The sequence below is a fragment of the Zhongshania sp. genome (assembly GCF_041584495.1).
Lineage (GTDB): Bacteria > Pseudomonadota > Gammaproteobacteria > Pseudomonadales > Spongiibacteraceae > Spongiibacter.
Window position 1 is genome coordinate 1 of record NZ_JBFHDY010000030.1, and the last position, 18,870, is coordinate 18,870.

Genomic DNA, 18,870 nt, shown 5'->3' on the forward strand with positions numbered 1-18,870 from the left:
ATGACCAAACCAGACACCCTCTACGCCACACCCCACGTTAATCTTGGCCGCTTCGCCTTTGACGAACACGTCGTCGAAGTGTTCCCCGACATGATTCAACGCTCGGTACCTGGCTATTCAACGATTATCGCGATGACCGGGGTTATCGCGGGCCGCTATGCGCAGGCCGGCAGCAACATCTATGATCTCGGCAGCTCACTGGGTGCCAGCACCCTGTCGATGGCCCGGGAAATTAATAAACATGACTGCAAAATTATTGGGGTAGACAACTCAGCGGCAATGATTGAACGCTGTCGCAATTATATTGCTGATAGCGTCACGCCAATTACCCTGCGCTGCGAAAATATTCAAAAAACCGAGATCAACAACGCCTCGGTGGTCGTTTTAAATTTCACTTTGCAGTTTGTTCCCGCTGCCGAGCGCGCAGCGCTAATTAACAGAATCAGCGAAGCCATGCGCCCCGGCGGCATTCTGATACTGTCTGAAAAGATTCGATTTGCCGACGCTCACTTACAAGACTTAAACACCGATTTGCATCACGCATTTAAGCGCGCCAACGGCTATAGCGAGCTGGAAATTGCACAAAAACGCAACGCGATAGAGGAAGTCTTAATTCCGGAAACCCTTGCAGAACACCAGCAACGCCTGCGAACGGCTGGTTTTAGCAGTATCGACGTGTGGTTCCAGTGCTTTAATTTCGCCTCGCTGGTTGCCATTAAATGATGGATTACCACGCATTTCTCTCCCGACTTAACCAAAATCCGAAGCTCGCGGAATGGGCCTCTCTATTGCCGGAGCAGATTAGCAATGGACTAAATGAGTCGCGCTATGGCGATCTACCACGCTGGAAGGAAGCCCTTGCCGCCCTGCCATGCCTCACGCCAAGCGGTATCTGCCTAGATTCATCGCGGGTTGGCGCCACCGGCGATATTAGCGACCTCGAGCGCAGCACTCTGGAACAAGCCCTAAAGGGACTGCACCCTTGGCGTAAAGGTCCCTTTGAACTCTTTGGCGTGCACATAGATACCGAGTGGCGATCAGACTGGAAGTGGGATCGATTAAAAGATGCCATTGCACCCTTGACCGGTCGCACGGTGCTCGACATTGGCTGCGGCAGTGGCTACCACTGCTGGCGGATGCGTGGCGCAGGAGCTGAGCTTGTGGTGGGCATAGACCCAACACCGCTATTCGTTACCCAGTATTTTGCCTTGCAAAAATACCTGAGCGACCCGGCCGTTGCCGTTCTCCCCATGGGCATTGAACACCTACCAGCGAAACTCCAGGCCTTCGACACCACCTTTTCAATGGGTATTCTCTACCACCGCCGCTCACCGTTCGACCATCTATTGGCATTGCGCGACACCCTGCGCAGTGGTGGCCAGCTGGTTCTTGAAACACTGATTATCGATGGCGGTTTAGGTGAGGTCTTAGTCCCCGAAGGGCGTTACAGTAAAATGGGCAATGTCTGGTTTATTCCTAGCACCGCTAGCTTAGCGTCATGGCTAAAGAAAGTGGGCTTTAAAAACCCCCGCCTGATCGAGGTCAACCAAACCAGCATTAACGAACAGCGCAGCACAGAGTGGATGCAGTTCCACTCATTATCTGAGTTTTTGGACCCCAAGGACCCAAGTAAAACGATTGAGGGCTACCCCGCCCCCAAAAGAGCAACATTTGTCGCCGAAGCGCCCTAAAACTGGGCGCTAGCAAAGCGTGACACTGGTCAAAACCTGAACAAATAACACGCAAACTTAGTCCTCGTATGTCATTTATATGATACCTTTATTAAATCGATATACGCACTATTACGTAGCGCCTTGGACAATGCATGCCTCATAGCGATACCGGATTACTCGTTGACCGCCTCAAATCACAGTCTAGACAGTGGTTTGGCGAGCAGCTGTACCGTTATTTTGAGCGCCTACAAGATAATTTCCATCGCCGCGCCCTCACCGCCAATTCTGGCAGCGAACAAAATGAATTGCTCGACCAACAGCGTGCCGTTAGGGCCGGACAAGACGAAGCCTTTCGCCTATTTGCCGATCACATCAATCACGCCTTCACCATCAAGCGCGACTACGAAACCGGTAATTACCCAGAGCTTGATCGCCTCGCCCAGCAATTAGAGAAACTGCCCGACGACGGCTTTGCGAATGAAAAACCTGAATTGCAATATTTTTGCCGCGCTGTCGCGCCAATCACCTTGCTGGCTGGTTTTCAGCACTTAATGGCCCCACTACGCTTGGACACCCAGCACCGCCATCACGCCCTCACCATGTTTCAGGGCCTATTTATAAATCAGCTGGACAAGCTTTATGACAACTTGACGGCGACGCTGCCCAAACCAATCAACACCCACAATCTTGCCGACTGGATTGCCCACAGCAAACGCCAATTAAGTGAAAAAAACCTAACCACCCAGCAGCGGGCATTAACAGAATTGCGTTTGCAGCGCCTGTTAACATTGCACAACTACCGCGAAGCCAGCAGTGTGACCAAGCCTAACGAGGTCACTGACAACGAACTTATTGAGGCCGCCGCCAGTATCTTCCACCAACTGAGCAACCGCCGCCGACTATCGCCAAGCATCCTCGCAGGGCTGAATACGCTGCAAAATCAAGTCAGCAGTATTGCCCTGCAAGATCGCCAAAGCTTTTTGCACTCGCTGCACCCGGCCCGGCAAGTTTGCCGACAAATTGTAAATGCCCTTAGTCATTGGGATGATGCAGACAGCAGCCAACGTCTACATTTTGAGGGGGCGCTTAAAACAATTAGCCGCAAGCTTGCAAAGAGCAACATTCAGGCTAGCGACTTCACCCAGATTCGCAAACAAGTTGACGAGTGCTGCCAACACTTATTGCAAAGCATCAAACTCAACGACAAACGCAACCTCAGCACAGATGTTGGCCAAAAACGCCTAACGAGGCTGCGCCGCAAAGTGCATGAGATGCTCGACGAAAAAACTGCAGAACTCAAGCTCCCCACCAATGTTGACAATATGCTCTATGGGCCAATGACCACTATTGTCTTATACCACTGGTTACGCCACGGCAGTAACAGCACGCCACTGCGTCGCAGCATGAAGTTGATTGACGATATACTTTGGTATATCAAACCTCATGCCGACTGGTCTGAACTGCGTCGCGCCAAAGCGATGGGCAAAGATATTGAAACTGAGCTCAGCGAAGGCTTGGCGTATATCAATTACAGCTACCCCGCTAGCCAAGCCCTGATCGAAGAGCTACACCAACTGCGCATGGTTGCCTCTGGGCGCAGCGCCAGCCTCAATCGCCCTTAAGCCCGACGTTAGTCTCCGGCATTTATTTATATCCGGGTGACGGCAGCAGTAAAAAATAGGTATAATTTTGCCCCGCAAGTTTGCTCTTCATGAGCGAGCTCCACCCGACTCCATACTCGTTAAATCGCGCCCAAGCGCGATCACGTATTTAAGGTGATGACTTTGCAACTCGACCAAGCTTCTACAACGCAGCTACGCGAATGGGAAACCACCCTAGCGCAGGAGTATCAGCAGTTTAAAGCCTCCGGCCTCAATCTCGACCTTACCCGGGGCAAACCCAGCGCAGAGCAACTCGACTTATCTGACGCCATGAACCTCATATTGGGCGACGACCTCAGCAATGAGAGCAACACCGATTTACGGAACTACGGCGGGCTCGACGGCATTCCAGAGTGTAAGCGCCTCTTTGCCGAGGTATTGGGCGTCGCCAACGACGAGATTTTAATTGGCGGCAATAGCAGCTTAACGCTGATGTACTTCGCGGTACTCTTCGCGCAAAACCAAGGCTTTGGCGCCCTGGGCGCGAGCTGGGCCAGCGAAGGCAAGACCACGAAATTCCTCGCCCCCGTGCCTGGCTACGACCGCCACTTTAGCGTGTGCGAGCACCTCGGCATCGAACTCATCCCCGTTGCGCTAAACGACGACGGCCCAGATATGGACGCGGTTGAGCAACTAGTGAAAGCCGACCCTAGCATTAAGGGCATTTGGTGTGTGCCGCGGTTTAGCAACCCAACGGGCACCGTGTATTCAGATCAGATCGTTGACCGCCTCGCCCAGCTCGGTAAGCTCGCGGGCAGCAACTTCCGCGTTTTCTGGGACAATGCCTACGCCGTCCACAGTCTCAGCGATGACGCGCCAGAGCTGGCCAATATCATGGACCGCTGTCGCGTCCACGACACTGAGGACAGTGTTTACCTATTTGGCTCAACCTCTAAAATCACCTATGCGGGTGCTGGTGTCTCGTTTGCCGGTATGTCTAAGGGCAACCTCAAGGCATTTAGCCAACACCTCGGTATGAGTCAAATTGGCCCAGACAAAATCAATCAATTGCGCCACGTTCGCTTTTTGAAAGACAGTGAGGGTCTCGCCGCGCATATGCGCGCCCACGCCGCCGTGCTCAAGCCCCGCTTTGATATTGTACTCAAGCATTTGCGCGAAGGTTTGGCGGGCACTGGCATGGCGAGCTGGAACGAGCCGCAGGGCGGTTATTTCGTCTCCTTTGATACCTTACCCGGCCTGGCGAAGGAAGTCGTTCAATTGGCGGCTGACGCTGGCGTGAAATTAACACCAGCCGGTGCGACCTTCCCCTACGGCAAGGATCCGGACAACAAAAACATCCGCATTGCACCCAGTGTACCCAGCTTAGACGAGATTGACCGCGCCATGGCGGTATTTGTGAACTGCGTAAAATTAGCCTCGGTGCGTCAGCGCTTAAGCTAAGTAGACCGCATAATAAAAGGGGGCAGCGATTAATCGCTGCCCCCTTTTTACATGTATTGATTACCTACTCAGAATCCGGTGTCCGATTAATCGGCCGACCCGGCGCACTGGGGAAATGCCGCACATTACTGCTACCACCTTCCACATCGACAATTTTACCCGCGCCTTCCTTCTCTACTTCGTCAATCCGCACAATCGCATGCATTGGAATATAACTGCGCGTTACGCCGTAAAACTCATTTTTGAGTTTTTCCTCGCCGGGATTGACCACAATCTGGCTCTGCTCGCCAAAAACAATCTCCTCGATCTCAATAAAACCGTACATATCGCTTTGATAAATCGCGCGCGCGTAAAGTTCATAGACCTTGTTGTTATTATTAAAAATAACTTTATAAATAGGAGCTTGGGGCATAGTCTTTCCGTCGTTTAGCAACACTGTATTAGCGAGAGATCGCACCGGAAAACCGGGCCGCGGATGATAGCATAAATTTGTCAAATCCACTGCACTTCTGGGTTTTAGACCACAATTTGGCTATAATGCCTCCCCAATTTTTTTTGCGGCCTTTAAGGCCCTAAATCGTCAACTAATCCTATGCCTGAAACCAGCGAATCGTCTCTCACACCAGCAGCGCCCGAGCTTATTGCCAGCACGGCCACAGCCAAGCCCAAAAAAGTGTTTATCAAAACCCAGGGCTGCCAGATGAATGAATACGATTCATCCCGTATTCAGGATTTGCTTGGGGTCAGCCACGGCATGACCCCCACCGATGACCCCAATGAAGCTGATGTGCTACTGCTGAACACCTGCTCAATTCGCGAAAAAGCGCAAGAGAAAGTCTTTCACCAGCTAGGCCGCTGGCGCAAACTTAAGGCCAAAAACCCCGACCTCATCATTGGTGTTGGCGGTTGTGTGGCCAGCCAAGAAGGCAGCGATATTGGCCGCCGCGCCCCCTATGTCGACCTTATTTTTGGCCCGCAAACCCTCCATCGGGTGCCCGCTATGCTCGACAGCAAAAGGCCCAAAGGCCCCATTATTGTCGACGTCACCTTTCCGGAAATTGAAAAATTCGACAATCTACCTGAGCCCAGCGTCAATGGCCCCAGTGCCTTCGTCTCCATTATGGAAGGCTGCTCCAAGTACTGCACCTTCTGCGTGGTGCCCTATACCCGTGGCGAAGAAGTCAGCCGCCCCTTTGATGACGTTATTGCCGAAGTGGCTCAGCTGGCCGCCAAGGGCGTGCGCGAGGTCAATTTATTGGGCCAAAACGTCAATGCCTACCGCGGTATTAACCACGAAGACGATATCGTCGATTTTGCCGAGCTCATCCACTTTGTTGCCCAAATACCTGGCATCGATCGCATTCGCTATACCACCTCCCACCCAGTGGAGTTTAGCGAGGCCTTGATTCAGGCTTATGCCACGGTGCCCGAGTTAGTCGACCACCTGCACCTGCCCGTGCAACATGGCAGTGACCGCATACTAGCGGCCATGAAACGTGGCCACACCGCCGACGAATACCGCGCCAAAATTGCCAAGCTCAAAGCCATACGCCCGAACCTCAGCTTGTCGTCTGACTTCATTATCGGTTTTCCCGGCGAAACCGATGAGGACTTCCAGCAGACTATGCAGCTAATTAAAGATATTGGCTTTGACCACTCTTTCAGTTTTATTTATAGCGCTCGCCCCGGCACCCCTGCCGCCCAGCTGCCGGACGAAACCCCCGAAGCAGTAAAAAAAGAGCGCCTCGATATTCTCCAGCACCACATTTTGCAGAACGCCGCGCAAATCAGTCGCCAAATGGCCGGCACTAGACAGCGCATTCTCGTAACAGGGGTTTCTCGTAAAGACCCCGGTGAATTGCAGGGCCGCACTGAAAATAATAGAGTGGTCAATTTCCCTTGCGCAGATCAGAGTGTCATTGGCCAATTTGTTGAAGTGGACATATTGCAGGCTTATTCCAACTCCCTGCGCGGTAAAATGCGCTAGTTGTTAATGCCGGTTTGATTCTCATGCAAACCGGCCTATGATCTAAATTTCCCAATTTACGCCGCAATAGCGGCACTCGGTGAATCATTGACAGCACAAGATATACAACGCGTTCTTACCCTTGAACCCTACGACCCACGCTTATTAGCGGATCTCTGCGGCCAGCACGACGCCAATCTCAAAATGATTGAACAGCGTCTGCTCGTGCGCATTGCCGCGCGGGGCAATACCTTCCAAATTAATGGCCCCAGCGAGTCTGTCGATGATGCTGTACAGCTCATTAAGCACTTGTACAGTGATTCCCAAAATGGACTTGTCTTGAACGCTGAAAGCGTACACATTAATTTGCAGAAATCGAGCCTTGAGCAAATAAGCCGCCCGCTTGCCAATCATGTGCCGGTGGTTATTCAAACCAAAAAAGGCAGCGTTAAACCTCGCGGCGAAAACCAGCAGCGCTATGTTAAATCCATTCAAAACTGCGACATCAATTTTGGCATTGGCCCCGCCGGTACCGGCAAAACCTACTTAGCCGTTGCCTGCGCAGTTGAAGCGCTCATATCCAATGATGTACAGCGTATTTTGCTGGTTCGCCCGGCGGTAGAGGCTGGTGAGAAATTAGGCTTTTTGCCCGGCGACCTCGCCCAAAAAATCGACCCCTATCTGCGTCCACTTTACGATGCACTTTATGAAATGCTGGGCATGGAAACCGTCACCAAGCTCATTGAGCGCAATATTATTGAAATTGCGCCGCTGGCCTTTATGCGCGGCCGCACTTTGAACGACTCCTATATTATTTTGGACGAGGCCCAAAACACCACGCGGGAACAAATGAAAATGTTCCTGACCCGTATCGGCTTTGGGTCCACCGCCGTCATTACCGGCGACGCCACCCAGATCGATTTGCCACGAGGCACGCCATCCGGCCTTGTTCATGTTATGAAAGTGCTCGGCGACATCGACGGCATCAGCATAACCCACTTTGCCGCCAAAGACGTCGTTCGCCACCCTCTGGTACAGCGTATAGTCGAAGCCTACGCCGCTTTCGAAGCGAGCACTGGCGCTACGCAATGAGCCAAGTCAATCTTGATCTCGACCTGCAAATTGCCTGCGAATCTAGCAAGCTACCAAGCCAAGCGCAATTTGAACGCTGGGCGCAAATAGCCTTAGCTGCGCGCCGCGATGAGGCCGAGCTCAGTATTCGCCTCGTTGATATCGCTGAAAGCGCCGAGCTGAATCTGCAATATAGACAAAAGCACGGCCCCACCAATGTGCTGTCTTTTCCCGCCGATTTACCCCCAGAATTGGAGCTTCCCCTACTGGGCGATCTCGCTATTTGCAAGCAAGTGGTTGAGCGCGAAGCCCAAGAGCAGGGTAAAGCCTGCCACGACCACTGGGCGCACATGGTAATTCACGGTACACTCCATCTCCTCGGCTACGATCATATTGACGATGACGAGGCGGAAATTATGGAAGCGCTTGAGATTGCGCTTCTAAAAACGCTAAATATTAGCAATCCCTATACCCCCATATGTGAGGACAGCACCCAAAACCATGAGTGAAGATCGATCTAGCAACGATCCAAGTGACAAGTCTTGGATCGAGAAAATAGCCCATGCTTTTTCATCTGAACCCAAAACTCGGGAAGATCTGTTTGAACTGCTTGCTGTCGCCAAACAGAACGAAGTCATTGATGACGATGCCATCAGCATTGTTGAGGGCGCCATGCATATCAGTGATATGCAGGCCCGAGAAATCATGATTCCGCGCCCGCAGATGGTGGTTCTCAAGGCAGACCAGCCGCTCAGCGAACTACTGCCCATCATTGTGGATACCGGCCACTCGCGCTATCCGGTCATTGGTGACACCCTCGACAATGTTGTGGGCATACTGCTTTCCAAAGATTTACTACCTCTACTGTGGAAAACCCCCAACAGCGAAGATATCGATATTCGCGACATTCTCCGGCCAGCCACCTTGGTGCCCGAGAGTAAACGCTTGAACGTGCTACTCCGCGACTTCAGGGAAAAACGCCACCACATGGCCGTTGTCATTGACGAATACGGCGGCGCGGCGGGCCTCATTACCATTGAAGATATTCTCGAACAAATCGTGGGTGATATTGAAGACGAATACGACGAAGACGACGACCTGCCCATTCGCAAAATCACTGACAACGACTTTGTTGTGCAGGCACTGACCCCCATCGACGATTTTAATGACTACTTCAACGCCAAGCTCAGCGACGAGGAATTCGATACTATTGGCGGCTTATTATTAAAGTCCTTTGGCTATTTGCCAAGCCGCAATGAAGTTGCCCGCCTAGATGATTTTGAGTTCAAAGTGGTCAACGCCGACAATCGTCAAATTCATTTGCTACGCATGCGGTCACTGGCAAAAATTGACGGTTAAAACGCCTATTCGTTGCGCCACCGAGACACATTCAGTTTCTCGGTGAACTTTACTCTTGGTTTCAGTCTACAATGCCTTAAATACATTGGCATTTTACTGCGCACCAAGAGGAAGCTATGTTTGCAACCACCCTCGACAAGCTAAACAATATCGCCAACGCCATGATCAGCTATGGGGCATTAGCATTCCTCTTAGCTTTAGCCGTCGGCATCGCCTACCTCACCTACCTCTATATTGCCGACATTACCCAAACCCAACACGCCATCCGTCGCAACTACCCCATAATTGGACGCTTTCGCTATATTTTTGAACATTTAGGCGAGTTTTTCCGCCAGTATTTCTTTGCCATGGACAGAGAAGAACTGCCCTTTAATCGCTCCCAGCGCTCCTGGGTTTACCGCGCGGCCAAAAACATCGACACCACGGTCGCCTTTGGCTCAACCCGCCCGCTCAATCAGAACAACGAAGTGCTGTTCATGAACTGTTTTTTCCCAACACTCAGCCAAGACGCTGTGCCCACCCACGCCGTCACCATTGGCGAAGGCTTCGCCAAGCACCCCTACACCAGCTCCGCCATTTTCCATATTTCCGGCATGAGCTTTGGCGCCATTTCCAAGCCCGCTATTCGCGCCCTCAGCGCTGGCGCCAAAGAAGCGGGCATATGGTTAAACACCGGTGAAGGTGGTTTGTCGCCCTACCACCTCGAAGCGGGCTGTGACATCGTATTCCAAATTGGCACCGCCAAATACGGGGTGCGCGACGCAGATGGCCACCTCAGCGATGACAAGCTCCGCGATATCGCCAGCCACCCCCAAGTCCGCATGATTGAAATCAAACTCAGTCAAGGTGCTAAGCCCGGCAAGGGCGGCATTCTACCCGGTGGCAAAGTTACCGCCGAAGTCGCCAATATTCGCGGTATCGAAATTGGCAAAGACTCAATCAGTCCCAACGGCCACACTGATATTCACAGCATTGACGATCTCTTAGACATGATTGTGCGCATTCGCGATATCACCGGCAAACCCGTCGGCTTCAAAGCCGTTGTGGGGTTTTCCGAATGGCTAGACGAAATGTGCGAAGCCATACACCTACGCGGCCAAAAATACGCACCCGACTTTATCACCATAGACAGCGCCGACGGCGGCACTGGCGCGGCCCCGCAAAGTTTGATGGACTATGTGGGCCTTCCTATTCGGCGCAGCCTGCCGCTGGCCGTCGATACACTCTGCGAATATAATTTACGCAAACGCATTAAAGTCATCGCCTCGGGCAAAATGATTAATCCCGCTGAAGCGGCGTGGGCGCTCTGCGTCGGCGCCGACTTTATCACCAGCGCCCGTGGCTTTATGTTCGCACTGGGTTGTATTCAAGCGCTGCAATGCAATAAAAACACCTGCCCCACGGGCATCACCACCCACGACCCAGAACTGCAGCGCGGCCTCGTTCCAGAGAACAAAGCCACTCGCGTCAAAAATTACGCGCTCAACTTGATGCACGAGGTCGGCGTTATTGCACATTCCTGCGGTGTCAAAGAAGCCCGCGGCCTGCAACGCAAACACGTGTATTTAATTGACAATAGCGGCAGCCCCGAGCCGCTAACCAACCGCTATCCAGAGCGCACCCCCAAACCTGAATACCTGATTGCCAGCTCAGCAGACAAACACCACGGCGCCGATAACGGCGCTGCAAGCATTCCCGCCCTGCACTCCGCGAATGATACAGACATTCGTCAGGCCTGATTCATCGCGGTGCGCTAGCGCCAACGCCAGCACACCGTTACACTAGCCCCTCGCTAAATTTGGCCTTCTGCTTGGATCCGCACTCTGTGAACACCCTGCCACAGCAAGCCCCACCCTCAATAAAATTTAGCCAATTTCTGCTTCTCGCCCTCGCGGGTGGCAGTCTCCCGCTGTCACTCGCGCCCTTCGACTTGTGGTGGCTCGGCGTATTGGCAATGACTGCACTCGCCGCGGGGATCGATAACACCACCCCAAAACACAGCTTTTTACTGGGCTGGGTGTTCGGCAGCGCCAGTTTTTTATCTGGCGTGTCTTGGGTTTATATCGCCATTCACGACTTTGGCGCTACACCCGCCTATCTCGCTTTACCCATGACGGCGGTGTTTTGCATTTTTCTCGGTCTCGTTCCGGCGCTAACGTGCTACAGCTACAGTCGCTGGATTCGCAATGGCCGGGGTGGCCGCGTCCTTGGTTTTGCCGCCATCTGGGTGTTGTGCGAATGGCTGCGGGGCTGGATTTTCACGGGTTTTCCTTGGCTGTACTTGGGTTACGGCCACCTGCACACTGCGCTCGCTGGCTGGTCACCCGTGGTCGGGGTATACGGCCTCAGTTTTTGGGTTGCCCTGAGCGGCGCTGCACTGAGCCAGTTTATTATCGCGCCAATATCACGAAAGCTACACAGCGCCGCACCGCTATTCGGCTGCCTGCTGCTGTTTAGCCAAGGTTACTTCTTAAAACAAACCGAGTGGACCCAAGCCAAAAGCACTACACCGCTGCGCATTGGCGCGGTGCAGTCCAATATTGCCCAGGAAAAGAAATGGGCCTACACCCAATACTGGGCCACCCTTGAACTGTACGACCAAGCCTCCGAGAAACTGTGGGCCGACGCCGATCTAGTGATTTGGCCAGAAGCCGCGATTCCCGCGCTCTATCACAATGCCCAGTCCTTTTTCGACTATATCGCCGAACGCGCCGCGGCCAATGACAGCGCTTTAATCACCGGCGTGCCCACCCGCTTCGATGAAAACATGTACAACTCGGCCATGGTCATTAGCGGCGGGGAAGGCATTTATCACAAGCAGCGCCTTGTGCCCTTTGGCGAGTTCGTGCCACTAAGCGGCTATATTCAGGGGCTGCTCAAAATATTCGACCTGCCACTATCCAGTTTTAGCCGAGGTGGTTCCGAGCAAGCTCACCTCAGTGTTAAAGGCTGGCAATTGGCGCCGTCAATTTGCTATGAGATCGCCTATCCAGATCTTATTGCGAAAAGTTCTCGCGGTAGCGATGTGTTGTTTACCATCAGCAACGATGCCTGGTTTGGCCACTCCATCGGCCCAGATCAGCACATGCAAATGGCGCAAATGCGCGCCCTGGAGAATGGTCGAGAATTGATAAGGGTGACGAGCACCGGCATCACCGCGCTCGTGGATCACCATGGCAATATTCAACGCCGCGTGCCGTCATTTACGGAAACCGCCCTGCGCGGTGAAGTCCACGCCCGCGAAGGCACCACGCCCTTCACCCGCTACGGCTCCACCCCCATTATTTTATTGTGCTTTGCCCTTATTCTCTGCACGCGGATCAGCGGCAAGCAATCGCCCCGCCCCAGCTAAGCTGCTAGAATAAGCGCCCTAAACTTCAACTGACCGCTGCATAGAGACTTGACATTGCCAATGGATCATCAATACGTCCCCCGCGACATCGAAACCGCTGCCCAAGAATTTTGGCATGAGCAAGGCAGCTTCACCGCCGTAGACGATCCCAGTCGCGAAAAATACTACTGCTTGGCCATGTTTCCCTATCCCAGCGGCAAGCTCCATATGGGCCATGTTCGCAATTACAGCATTGCCGACGTTATCTCGCGCTATCAACGTATGCTTGGCAAAAACGTACTACAGCCAATGGGTTGGGATGCATTTGGCCTGCCCGCTGAAAACGCCGCCGTTAAAAACAAAACCGCGCCCGCCATGTGGACCGTCGAAAACATCGCCTATATGCGCAACCAGCTCAAGCAGCTTGGCTTTGCCTATGACTGGAATCGCGAGTTAGCCACCTGCAAGCCCGACTATTATCGCTGGGAGCAGTGGTTCTTCACCCGCCTTTACGAAAAAGGCATGGTCTACAAAAAGACCTCGGCAGTGAACTGGTGTCCTGTTGACGAAACCGTGCTGGCCAATGAGCAAGTTATTGACGGCTGCTGCTGGCGCTGCGACACCCAAGTGCAGCGCAAAGAAATCCCCCAGTGGTTTATTAAAATCACCAGCTACGCAGAACAGCTCATAGACGATCTAGACCAGCTCGACGGCTGGCCTGAGCAAGTTAAAACCATGCAGCGCAACTGGATTGGTCGCTCACAAGGCGTACAAATGCGCTTTGACCTAGAAGCCCCCGTGGCCGGTGCCGACAGTTTTGAGGTGTACACCACCCGCCCCGACACCTTAATGGGCGTGACCTATGTCAGCCTCGCGGCGGAACACCCCATTGCCCTTGAGGTAGCTAAAACCAATAGCGAACTGGCTGCTTTTATCGACAGCTGCCGCAATAGCTCGGTTGCTGAAGCCGATATGGCGACCATGGAAAAACGCGGCATGGCCACTGGCCTGCAAGCTCGCCACCCGATAACTGGCGAATTAGTGCCGGTCTGGATCGCCAATTACGTGCTGATGGATTACGGCTCAGGCGCGGTTATGGCCGTGCCCGCCCACGACCAACGCGACTATGAATTTGCTAAAAAATACGGCCTTGGCATCAAGCAAGTTGTTGCGTCAAACAATGACGAAGCCATCGACATCGATGTCGCCGCTTTTACCGAAAAAGGCGTGTTGATCAATTCCGGCGACTTTGACGGCCTCGATTTTACCGCCGCCTTCACCGCGATTTCCGATGCCCTCATCGCCCACGACAAAGGCCGCGTCACCACCAATTACCGTCTGCGCGACTGGGGTGTTTCCCGTCAGCGCTACTGGGGCGCGCCTATTCCCATGTTTAATTTGCCCGAAGGCGGCGAGATTCCGGTACCCGCCCACAAGCTGCCCATGCTCCTGCCCGAAGACGTCGAAATGGACGGCGTGCAGTCGCCCATTAAAGCCGATACTGAGTGGCGTAAAGACGAACTCGACGGCGAGCCCGTAGAACGCGAGACCGATACCTTTGACACCTTTATGGAATCATCGTGGTACTACGCTCGATTTACTTGCCCCGACTTTGAAGACGGCATGCTCGACCCCGACCGCGCCAATTACTGGCTGCCGGTAGACCAATACGTGGGCGGCATCGAACATGCCATACTTCATTTGTTATATGCACGCTTCTTCCACAAGCTGATGCGCGACGAGGGCTTGATCAATTCTGACGAGCCGTTCAAACAACTGCTCTGTCAGGGCATGGTGCTAAAAGACGGCACCAAGATGTCTAAGTCCAAGGGCAATACCGTCGATCCTCAGGCGTTAATCGAGCAGTACGGCGCCGACACCGTGCGCTTGTTCATTATGTTTGCCGCGCCGCCGGAGCAGAGCTTGGAATGGTCAGACAGCGCGGTTGAAGGTGCCCACCGTTTCCTTAAACGTTTGTGGAACTTGGCCGCGCGGCATTTAGAAGCGGGTAGCCCAGCAGCGCTGGATACCGCGAATTTGTCTGGACCCCAGCAGGATTTGCGCCGCAAAACCCATGAAACTATTGCCAAGGTCAGCGACGACTTCGGTCGCCGCCTCACCTTTAACACCGCCATTGCGGCAGTGATGGAATTGATCAACGACGTATCTCGCTTCCAAGCCCAAGGCCCGCAATGCTTGGCCGTTGAGCGTGAGGCCCTAGAGGCCGCGGTGCGTTTATTAGCGCCAATCGTGCCTCATATCAGCCACCAGCTGTGGATTAACTTGGGCCACAGCGAGGCCGTAATTGACGCGCCTTGGCCCCAGGTCGACGATGCTGCGCTAGTGCGCAACACCATTCAAATGGCAATACAGGTTAATGGTAAATTACGCGCTACCATCGAGGTTGCCATTGATGCCGACGGTGACGCCATTAAAAAGTTGGCTAGAGAGCAGGAAAACGTTAAACGCTTTATTGGCGATTTAACCATTCGCAAAGAAATCCTAGTGCCTAAAAAATTGGTGAATATCGTTGCAAATTAAGCGTCTGAGATTATTACTGAGCGTCGCCGCCTGCCTGTCGTTGGCAGCCTGTGGCTTTGCGCTGCGCGGCAGTACGAGCTTGGCGGCTGATATGCAGCCGGTGTACATCAGTGCCGAGCGCGACAGCCAAGAGCTGAAACAATCGCTGAAGCGGCAGTTTGTAATAAATGATGTCGCCGTCACTAAGCGACGCGGTGAAGCCAAACTCATTGTTGTCATTAAGCTGCTCGACGAACAGAAGCGCAGCGCGGCATTAGACCGTGAAGCCCGCGACGCAGAGTACGCGCTGTATGAATCGGCCAGCGTTGAGCTGCAAGCGCCCGACGGCAAAAACCTAAAGGGCCCTCACACCCTCCAGCAACGCCGCCTCATTGTAAATGACCCCGACAACCCCGTGGGCGAAGAAACCGAATCAACCATTGTTCGCGCCGAAATGCGCGAGCAACTCAGTATTCGCCTCGCCCGCCAAGTTGAATATTGGTCAAATCAGATGCAAGCCCAGCCCTAATGAAGTTACGCCCCGAACAATTAGCGGCACAGCTCAACAAAAATTTAGCATCGGTCTATTTGGTCTGCGGTGACGAACTGCTGATTACCCAAGAGTGCTGCGACACCATTCGCCAATATTGTCGTAAACAGGGGATTCACGAGCGCGAAGTACTCAATGTTGAACGCGGTTTTGACTGGGGACAGTTAATCGATTCGGGGCAGTCCATGTCGCTATTCGCCGATCGCAAGCTGATTGAGCTGCGCTTAGGTAGCAGCAAAATGGATCAAAAGAGCTCAGCTATTCTCCAAGAGTATTTGCAGCTCAGCGACGGCGGTAATATTTTGCTGGTGAGTTGTGGCAAGCTCGACAGCCGCAGCATGAATAGCAAATGGGTCAAGGCGCTAGATGCAGCGGGGGTTGTCATTCAAGTATGGCCGGTTGAGCGCCAACACCTAGGCAACTGGATCATGCAGCGTATGCGCAGCATGAATCTCACGGCGGAGCCCGATGCCGCGCAATTATTAGCTGACCGCGTCGAGGGTAATTTACTTGCCGCAGATCAGGAAATCGCCAAACTCAAGATTTTGGTGGGCGACCAAGCCATCACCGCCGAATTGGTGGCCAGCGCAGTGGCCAGCAGCGCCCGCTACGATGTATTCAAACTAATCGATGCCGCCCTAGCCGGGCAAGCGGGCAAGGCCCTGCAGATGCTCAATAGCCTTCTTGCCGAAGGCGGCGAAGACATTGCTATGCTCGGTGCCATCGTCAGGGAAATTCGCGGCCTTTACGCCTGCGCGCAATTAGTTGAGCAAGGTCAAAATGTCGACAAAGCCTTAGATAGCCAGCGAGTTTGGGACAAACGTAAAGGGCTCTACAAAAACACCCTAAGACGCTTAAAGACTCGGCAATTAGGCGCCTTACTGCAACTCGCCACTCGTATCGACGCCGCCCAAAAAGGCCAAAGTGACGAGAATGCTAAATTGCTGCTCAGCAACTTAGTATCGGCCTTGGCGGGCCAGCGGCTAATCACCCCAGCCATCTAACCGGCGGTTATTCCGCCTTAAAACCAAACCACTTTTTGAGTTTTCCCCGCACCAAAAACAAGCCTGTCGCGAAAATTAAAGCAAGCAAGCTTGCCCAAAACTCTAAAGCATTCTCCCAAAATATAGCCCACAACTCAGTGAGTCGCCCCTGAAACCAGCCAACCACATTCACTTTCACCTGAACCTTTAGTTCAGTAGTGGTTTTCGGGACCGGCGGGCCACTGCAATCGGGGGAGTCAAATAAATTGATTATTGCGCCTACCGCAAACTCACCGGCGTGCTGGGGATACAATTTAAAGCGCACTTCCGAGCCGCTGGGATGAATCCGAATACATTTGCTTGTGTCTGGTTCAATTCGAAAAGCAGGGGCGTAGGCTTCAATTTGGGCTGAGTCGCCCAAGGCGGCGATTGACCCTTCAGCGCTACTCATCCCCGAAGAAATATCCGGGGCAAAACTGTCGTCGCCAATCCATATCCGCAAATTCGCTGGCTCGCCCGGCAGCGCGAGCTGTTCGTCAACACCAAGCACGACTTTATACATATCAAAGGCCGGAGCCAGGAGCAGTGGCGCGGCTGTTGACTCTTCGATCGTCGCCTCATCAGCATAAATCGGGCTACCGACCATTGCGAGTGACTCCTCAATATCACTAGCCTCATTAACTGGCCACGACGCTAATTTAGGCGTATCGGCGGTGGTCAGCCCCTCTGGGGAAGCGGCTTCGCCAATGTGGCCATCGCCCCCGCTCGAGGGCCTAACTTCTTGCAAGCTTGGAATCGCAAATACGACGACTAATAAGATAATTAGGAGTAGTACTGTCGAGATTGTTTTACTTTTCATTAGTGAAATATCCTTATTTACACCAAACACAAGTACCAGCACAGCACGCCAACCACGAAGATACGAAATATAATTACTGCGAATTACGTGATAACAGCGAAAGAAGCCGCAAGGATGGGAATAATAATTTTATCTACGAATTAACAATATACTAGAAATAAGCTCGCGACAAATCGGGTGAAGTGGCGGCGACGTTTAAAATGAGGAGAATAACTTTAGTGAGCTCGGCGACCGCCAAGCTCACTAACTGAGGCTTATAAATTTCTTAGCAAACTTACATCAATTTGCTTACCTGCTTGATAAGATGCGGCCAACTTATGGTCCCGCAGGCATTTTTACACGAATCCAGGACGGCTTTGCGGGTAATTCCAGTGTGGAAATAACCTTAATTGGGATGCGGGCAACTTTATCAGCACCACACAGTTTCTCACCCCGCACGGTTTTTTTGGCGACGTTCCTGCGCACAGATTTCGGAATAATCTCGACGCCAACTTAATTAGCTTCAGGGGTCATAATTACCCGAATATTTCCGGCAGCGCGTGTTCGCTCGCCTCCTGACAATTTGTATAGCCTAAGCGCCCAGCTAACTCTGTGCTCAAAGCCTGAATCAGTTCAGCCTGGGACGGCGGCGCAATATCGCGCTGACGCCGAATATCAGTCACTTCCATGCCTTGGTGACCACAAGGGTTAATGCGTAAAAACACACTTAAATCCATATCAATATTCAGGCTCAAGCCATGAAAAGTTGCGCCCCTGCGCACCCGCAAACCCAGCTGAGCAATTTTGGCACCGCTGTCTAAATATACCCCAGGCGCATCGGCACGGGGATGTGCAGCAATACCCAGCTTGGCTAATACCGCGACAATACTGGTTTCAATGGCTGTCACCAAATCGCGTATGCCAATACTCAGGCGCCGCAAGTCAATTAACACATAGCCGACCAGCTGACCGGGGCCGTGGTAAGTTACTTGCCCGCCGCGATCCACCTGCACCACCGGAATATCACCCGGCATCAAAATATGTTCGGCCTTGCCCGCTTGGCCCTGAGTAAATACCGCGTCGTGCTCTAAAAACCACAATTCATCAGGGCTATTCCCATCACGAACATCGGTGTAATGCTGCATTGCACGCCACACTGGCTCGTAAGACTGACGACCAAGTTTACGTACATATATTGTTTCAGGACGGCGCATTACAGAACCATTTTCACAATACCGGTCGCTTTTAAATCCGTAAAAATACGATCTAACTGGGGCTTGCCCGTGGCGGTAATCGTCACGGTAACCGACACAAAACGCCCCTCACTGCTGGCGCGCTCGCTGATAAGGCTTTCGTCAAAATCACCAGCGTGGATACGCATGACTTCAATAACGCGCTCGCGTAGCTCCGCGCCACCGTTGCCTATGACCTTGATCGGGTAGGCGCAGGGAAACTCTAATAACGGGGGGTTCTCACTCATAAGGCCATCCGCGCCGCGGGGCGGCGCATTACTCATT

General features: G+C 52.9%; 17 protein-coding genes. 13 read left to right on the forward strand and 4 right to left on the reverse strand.

Going from position 1 to position 18,870, the window contains the following annotated elements:
- From cmoA to ABYP33_RS07380, 4 genes are all read left to right on the forward strand, one after another.
- The coding region (gene cmoA / locus ABYP33_RS07365) for a carboxy-S-adenosyl-L-methionine synthase CmoA (protein ID WP_373089976.1) at window positions 1-723 on the forward strand (723 nt) is incomplete at its 5' end.
- Window positions 720-1,691, forward strand: a complete 972-nt coding sequence (gene cmoB, locus ABYP33_RS07370) for a tRNA 5-methoxyuridine(34)/uridine 5-oxyacetic acid(34) synthase CmoB (RefSeq protein WP_373089978.1) — start codon at window positions 720-722, stop codon at window positions 1,689-1,691. The genes cmoA and cmoB, both read left to right, overlap by 4 nt.
- A 134-nt stretch (window positions 1,692-1,825) precedes the next feature.
- Window positions 1,826-3,295, forward strand: a complete 1,470-nt coding sequence (locus ABYP33_RS07375) for a DUF1631 family protein (RefSeq protein WP_373089980.1) — start codon at window positions 1,826-1,828, stop codon at window positions 3,293-3,295.
- A gap of 162 nt (window positions 3,296-3,457) precedes the next feature.
- Window positions 3,458-4,735 (forward strand): aminotransferase class I/II-fold pyridoxal phosphate-dependent enzyme, encoded by a 1,278-nt coding sequence (locus tag ABYP33_RS07380; protein WP_373089982.1) that lies wholly within the window; start codon window positions 3,458-3,460, stop codon window positions 4,733-4,735.
- Between the two features lie 64 nt (window positions 4,736-4,799).
- Here ABYP33_RS07380 and ABYP33_RS07385 read toward each other — a convergent pair whose 3' ends face one another.
- A complete protein-coding gene (locus ABYP33_RS07385; protein ID WP_373089984.1) occupies window positions 4,800-5,147 on the reverse strand; it encodes a DUF1820 family protein in 348 nt (115 codons plus the stop codon).
- 180 nt (window positions 5,148-5,327) lie between these two features.
- On the opposite strand from ABYP33_RS07385, the gene miaB reads away from it, so the two are divergent.
- The 9 genes from miaB to holA all read left to right on the forward strand — a co-directional run bounded on the left by miaB (window position 5,328) and on the right by holA (window position 16,536).
- Window positions 5,328-6,722 (forward strand): tRNA (N6-isopentenyl adenosine(37)-C2)-methylthiotransferase MiaB, encoded by a 1,395-nt coding sequence (gene miaB / locus ABYP33_RS07390; RefSeq protein ID WP_373089987.1) that lies wholly within the window; start codon window positions 5,328-5,330, stop codon window positions 6,720-6,722.
- Window positions 6,723-6,809: 87 nt separating this feature from the next.
- Window positions 6,810-7,793: a PhoH family protein gene (locus ABYP33_RS07395; RefSeq protein ID WP_373089989.1), complete on the forward strand. Its 984-nt coding sequence runs from the start codon at window positions 6,810-6,812 to the stop codon at window positions 7,791-7,793.
- A complete protein-coding gene (ybeY, locus tag ABYP33_RS07400) occupies window positions 7,790-8,281 on the forward strand; it encodes an rRNA maturation RNase YbeY (protein WP_373089991.1) in 492 nt (163 codons plus the stop codon). Before ABYP33_RS07395 ends, ybeY begins: the two co-directional genes overlap by 4 nt.
- Window positions 8,274-9,131, forward strand: a complete 858-nt coding sequence (locus tag ABYP33_RS07405) for an HlyC/CorC family transporter (RefSeq protein ID WP_373089993.1) — start codon at window positions 8,274-8,276, stop codon at window positions 9,129-9,131. The genes ybeY and ABYP33_RS07405 overlap by 8 nt, the downstream gene beginning before the upstream one ends.
- 116 nt (window positions 9,132-9,247) lie before the next feature.
- A complete protein-coding gene (locus ABYP33_RS07410) occupies window positions 9,248-10,870 on the forward strand; it encodes an FMN-binding glutamate synthase family protein (protein ID WP_373089995.1) in 1,623 nt (540 codons plus the stop codon).
- Window positions 10,871-10,956: 86 nt separating this feature from the next.
- A complete protein-coding gene (lnt, locus tag ABYP33_RS07415; protein ID WP_373089998.1) occupies window positions 10,957-12,483 on the forward strand; it encodes an apolipoprotein N-acyltransferase in 1,527 nt (508 codons plus the stop codon).
- Between the two features lie 60 nt (window positions 12,484-12,543).
- Entirely contained in the window at window positions 12,544-15,003 is a 2,460-nt protein-coding gene (gene leuS / locus ABYP33_RS07420; RefSeq protein ID WP_373090000.1) for a leucine--tRNA ligase, read from the forward strand.
- Window positions 14,993-15,511: an LPS assembly lipoprotein LptE gene (gene lptE / locus ABYP33_RS07425; RefSeq protein ID WP_373090002.1), complete on the forward strand. Its 519-nt coding sequence runs from the start codon at window positions 14,993-14,995 to the stop codon at window positions 15,509-15,511. The genes leuS and lptE overlap by 11 nt, the downstream gene beginning before the upstream one ends.
- Entirely contained in the window at window positions 15,511-16,536 is a 1,026-nt protein-coding gene (gene holA, locus ABYP33_RS07430; RefSeq protein WP_373090004.1) for a DNA polymerase III subunit delta, read from the forward strand. The genes lptE and holA overlap by 1 nt, the downstream gene beginning before the upstream one ends.
- A gap of 7 nt (window positions 16,537-16,543) precedes the next feature.
- Here the strand turns inward: holA and ABYP33_RS07435 are convergent, their stop codons facing one another.
- From ABYP33_RS07435 to ABYP33_RS07445, 3 genes are all read right to left on the reverse strand, one after another.
- Complete coding sequence (locus tag ABYP33_RS07435) at window positions 16,544-17,374, reverse strand: hypothetical protein (protein WP_373090006.1); 831 nt, start codon at window positions 17,372-17,374, stop codon at window positions 16,544-16,546.
- Window positions 17,375-17,889: 515 nt separating this feature from the next.
- Window positions 17,890-18,567, reverse strand: a complete 678-nt coding sequence (lipB, locus tag ABYP33_RS07440; RefSeq protein WP_373090008.1) for a lipoyl(octanoyl) transferase LipB — start codon at window positions 18,565-18,567, stop codon at window positions 17,890-17,892.
- The gene (locus ABYP33_RS07445; RefSeq protein ID WP_373090010.1) at window positions 18,567-18,833 is read right to left on the reverse strand and encodes a YbeD family protein; all 267 of its coding nucleotides are present in this window, start codon (window positions 18,831-18,833) and stop codon (window positions 18,567-18,569) included. The genes lipB and ABYP33_RS07445 overlap by 1 nt, the downstream gene beginning before the upstream one ends.
- Between the last annotated feature and the right edge of the window lie 37 nt (window positions 18,834-18,870).

Excerpts from the sequence above, each read along its gene's own strand:
- lipB (WP_373090008.1), bottom strand. The coding sequence starts at position 18,567 with ATGCGCCGTCCTGAAACAATATATGTACGTAAACTTGGTCGTCAGTCT.
- cmoB (WP_373089978.1), top strand. The coding sequence starts at position 720 with ATGATGGATTACCACGCATTTCTCTCCCGACTTAACCAAAATCCGAAG.
- holA (WP_373090004.1), top strand. The coding sequence starts at position 15,511 with ATGAAGTTACGCCCCGAACAATTAGCGGCACAGCTCAACAAAAATTTA.
- miaB (WP_373089987.1), top strand. The coding sequence starts at position 5,328 with ATGCCTGAAACCAGCGAATCGTCTCTCACACCAGCAGCGCCCGAGCTT.
- leuS (WP_373090000.1), top strand. The coding sequence starts at position 12,544 with ATGGATCATCAATACGTCCCCCGCGACATCGAAACCGCTGCCCAAGAA.
- ABYP33_RS07445 (WP_373090010.1), bottom strand. The coding sequence starts at position 18,833 with ATGAGTGAGAACCCCCCGTTATTAGAGTTTCCCTGCGCCTACCCGATC.
- ABYP33_RS07435 (WP_373090006.1), bottom strand. The coding sequence starts at position 17,374 with ATGAAAAGTAAAACAATCTCGACAGTACTACTCCTAATTATCTTATTA.
- ABYP33_RS07405 (WP_373089993.1), top strand. The coding sequence starts at position 8,274 with ATGAGTGAAGATCGATCTAGCAACGATCCAAGTGACAAGTCTTGGATC.
- ABYP33_RS07385 (WP_373089984.1), bottom strand. The coding sequence starts at position 5,147 with ATGCCCCAAGCTCCTATTTATAAAGTTATTTTTAATAATAACAACAAG.
- ABYP33_RS07375 (WP_373089980.1), top strand. The coding sequence starts at position 1,826 with ATGCCTCATAGCGATACCGGATTACTCGTTGACCGCCTCAAATCACAG.
- ybeY (WP_373089991.1), top strand. The coding sequence starts at position 7,790 with ATGAGCCAAGTCAATCTTGATCTCGACCTGCAAATTGCCTGCGAATCT.
- ABYP33_RS07410 (WP_373089995.1), top strand. The coding sequence starts at position 9,248 with ATGTTTGCAACCACCCTCGACAAGCTAAACAATATCGCCAACGCCATG.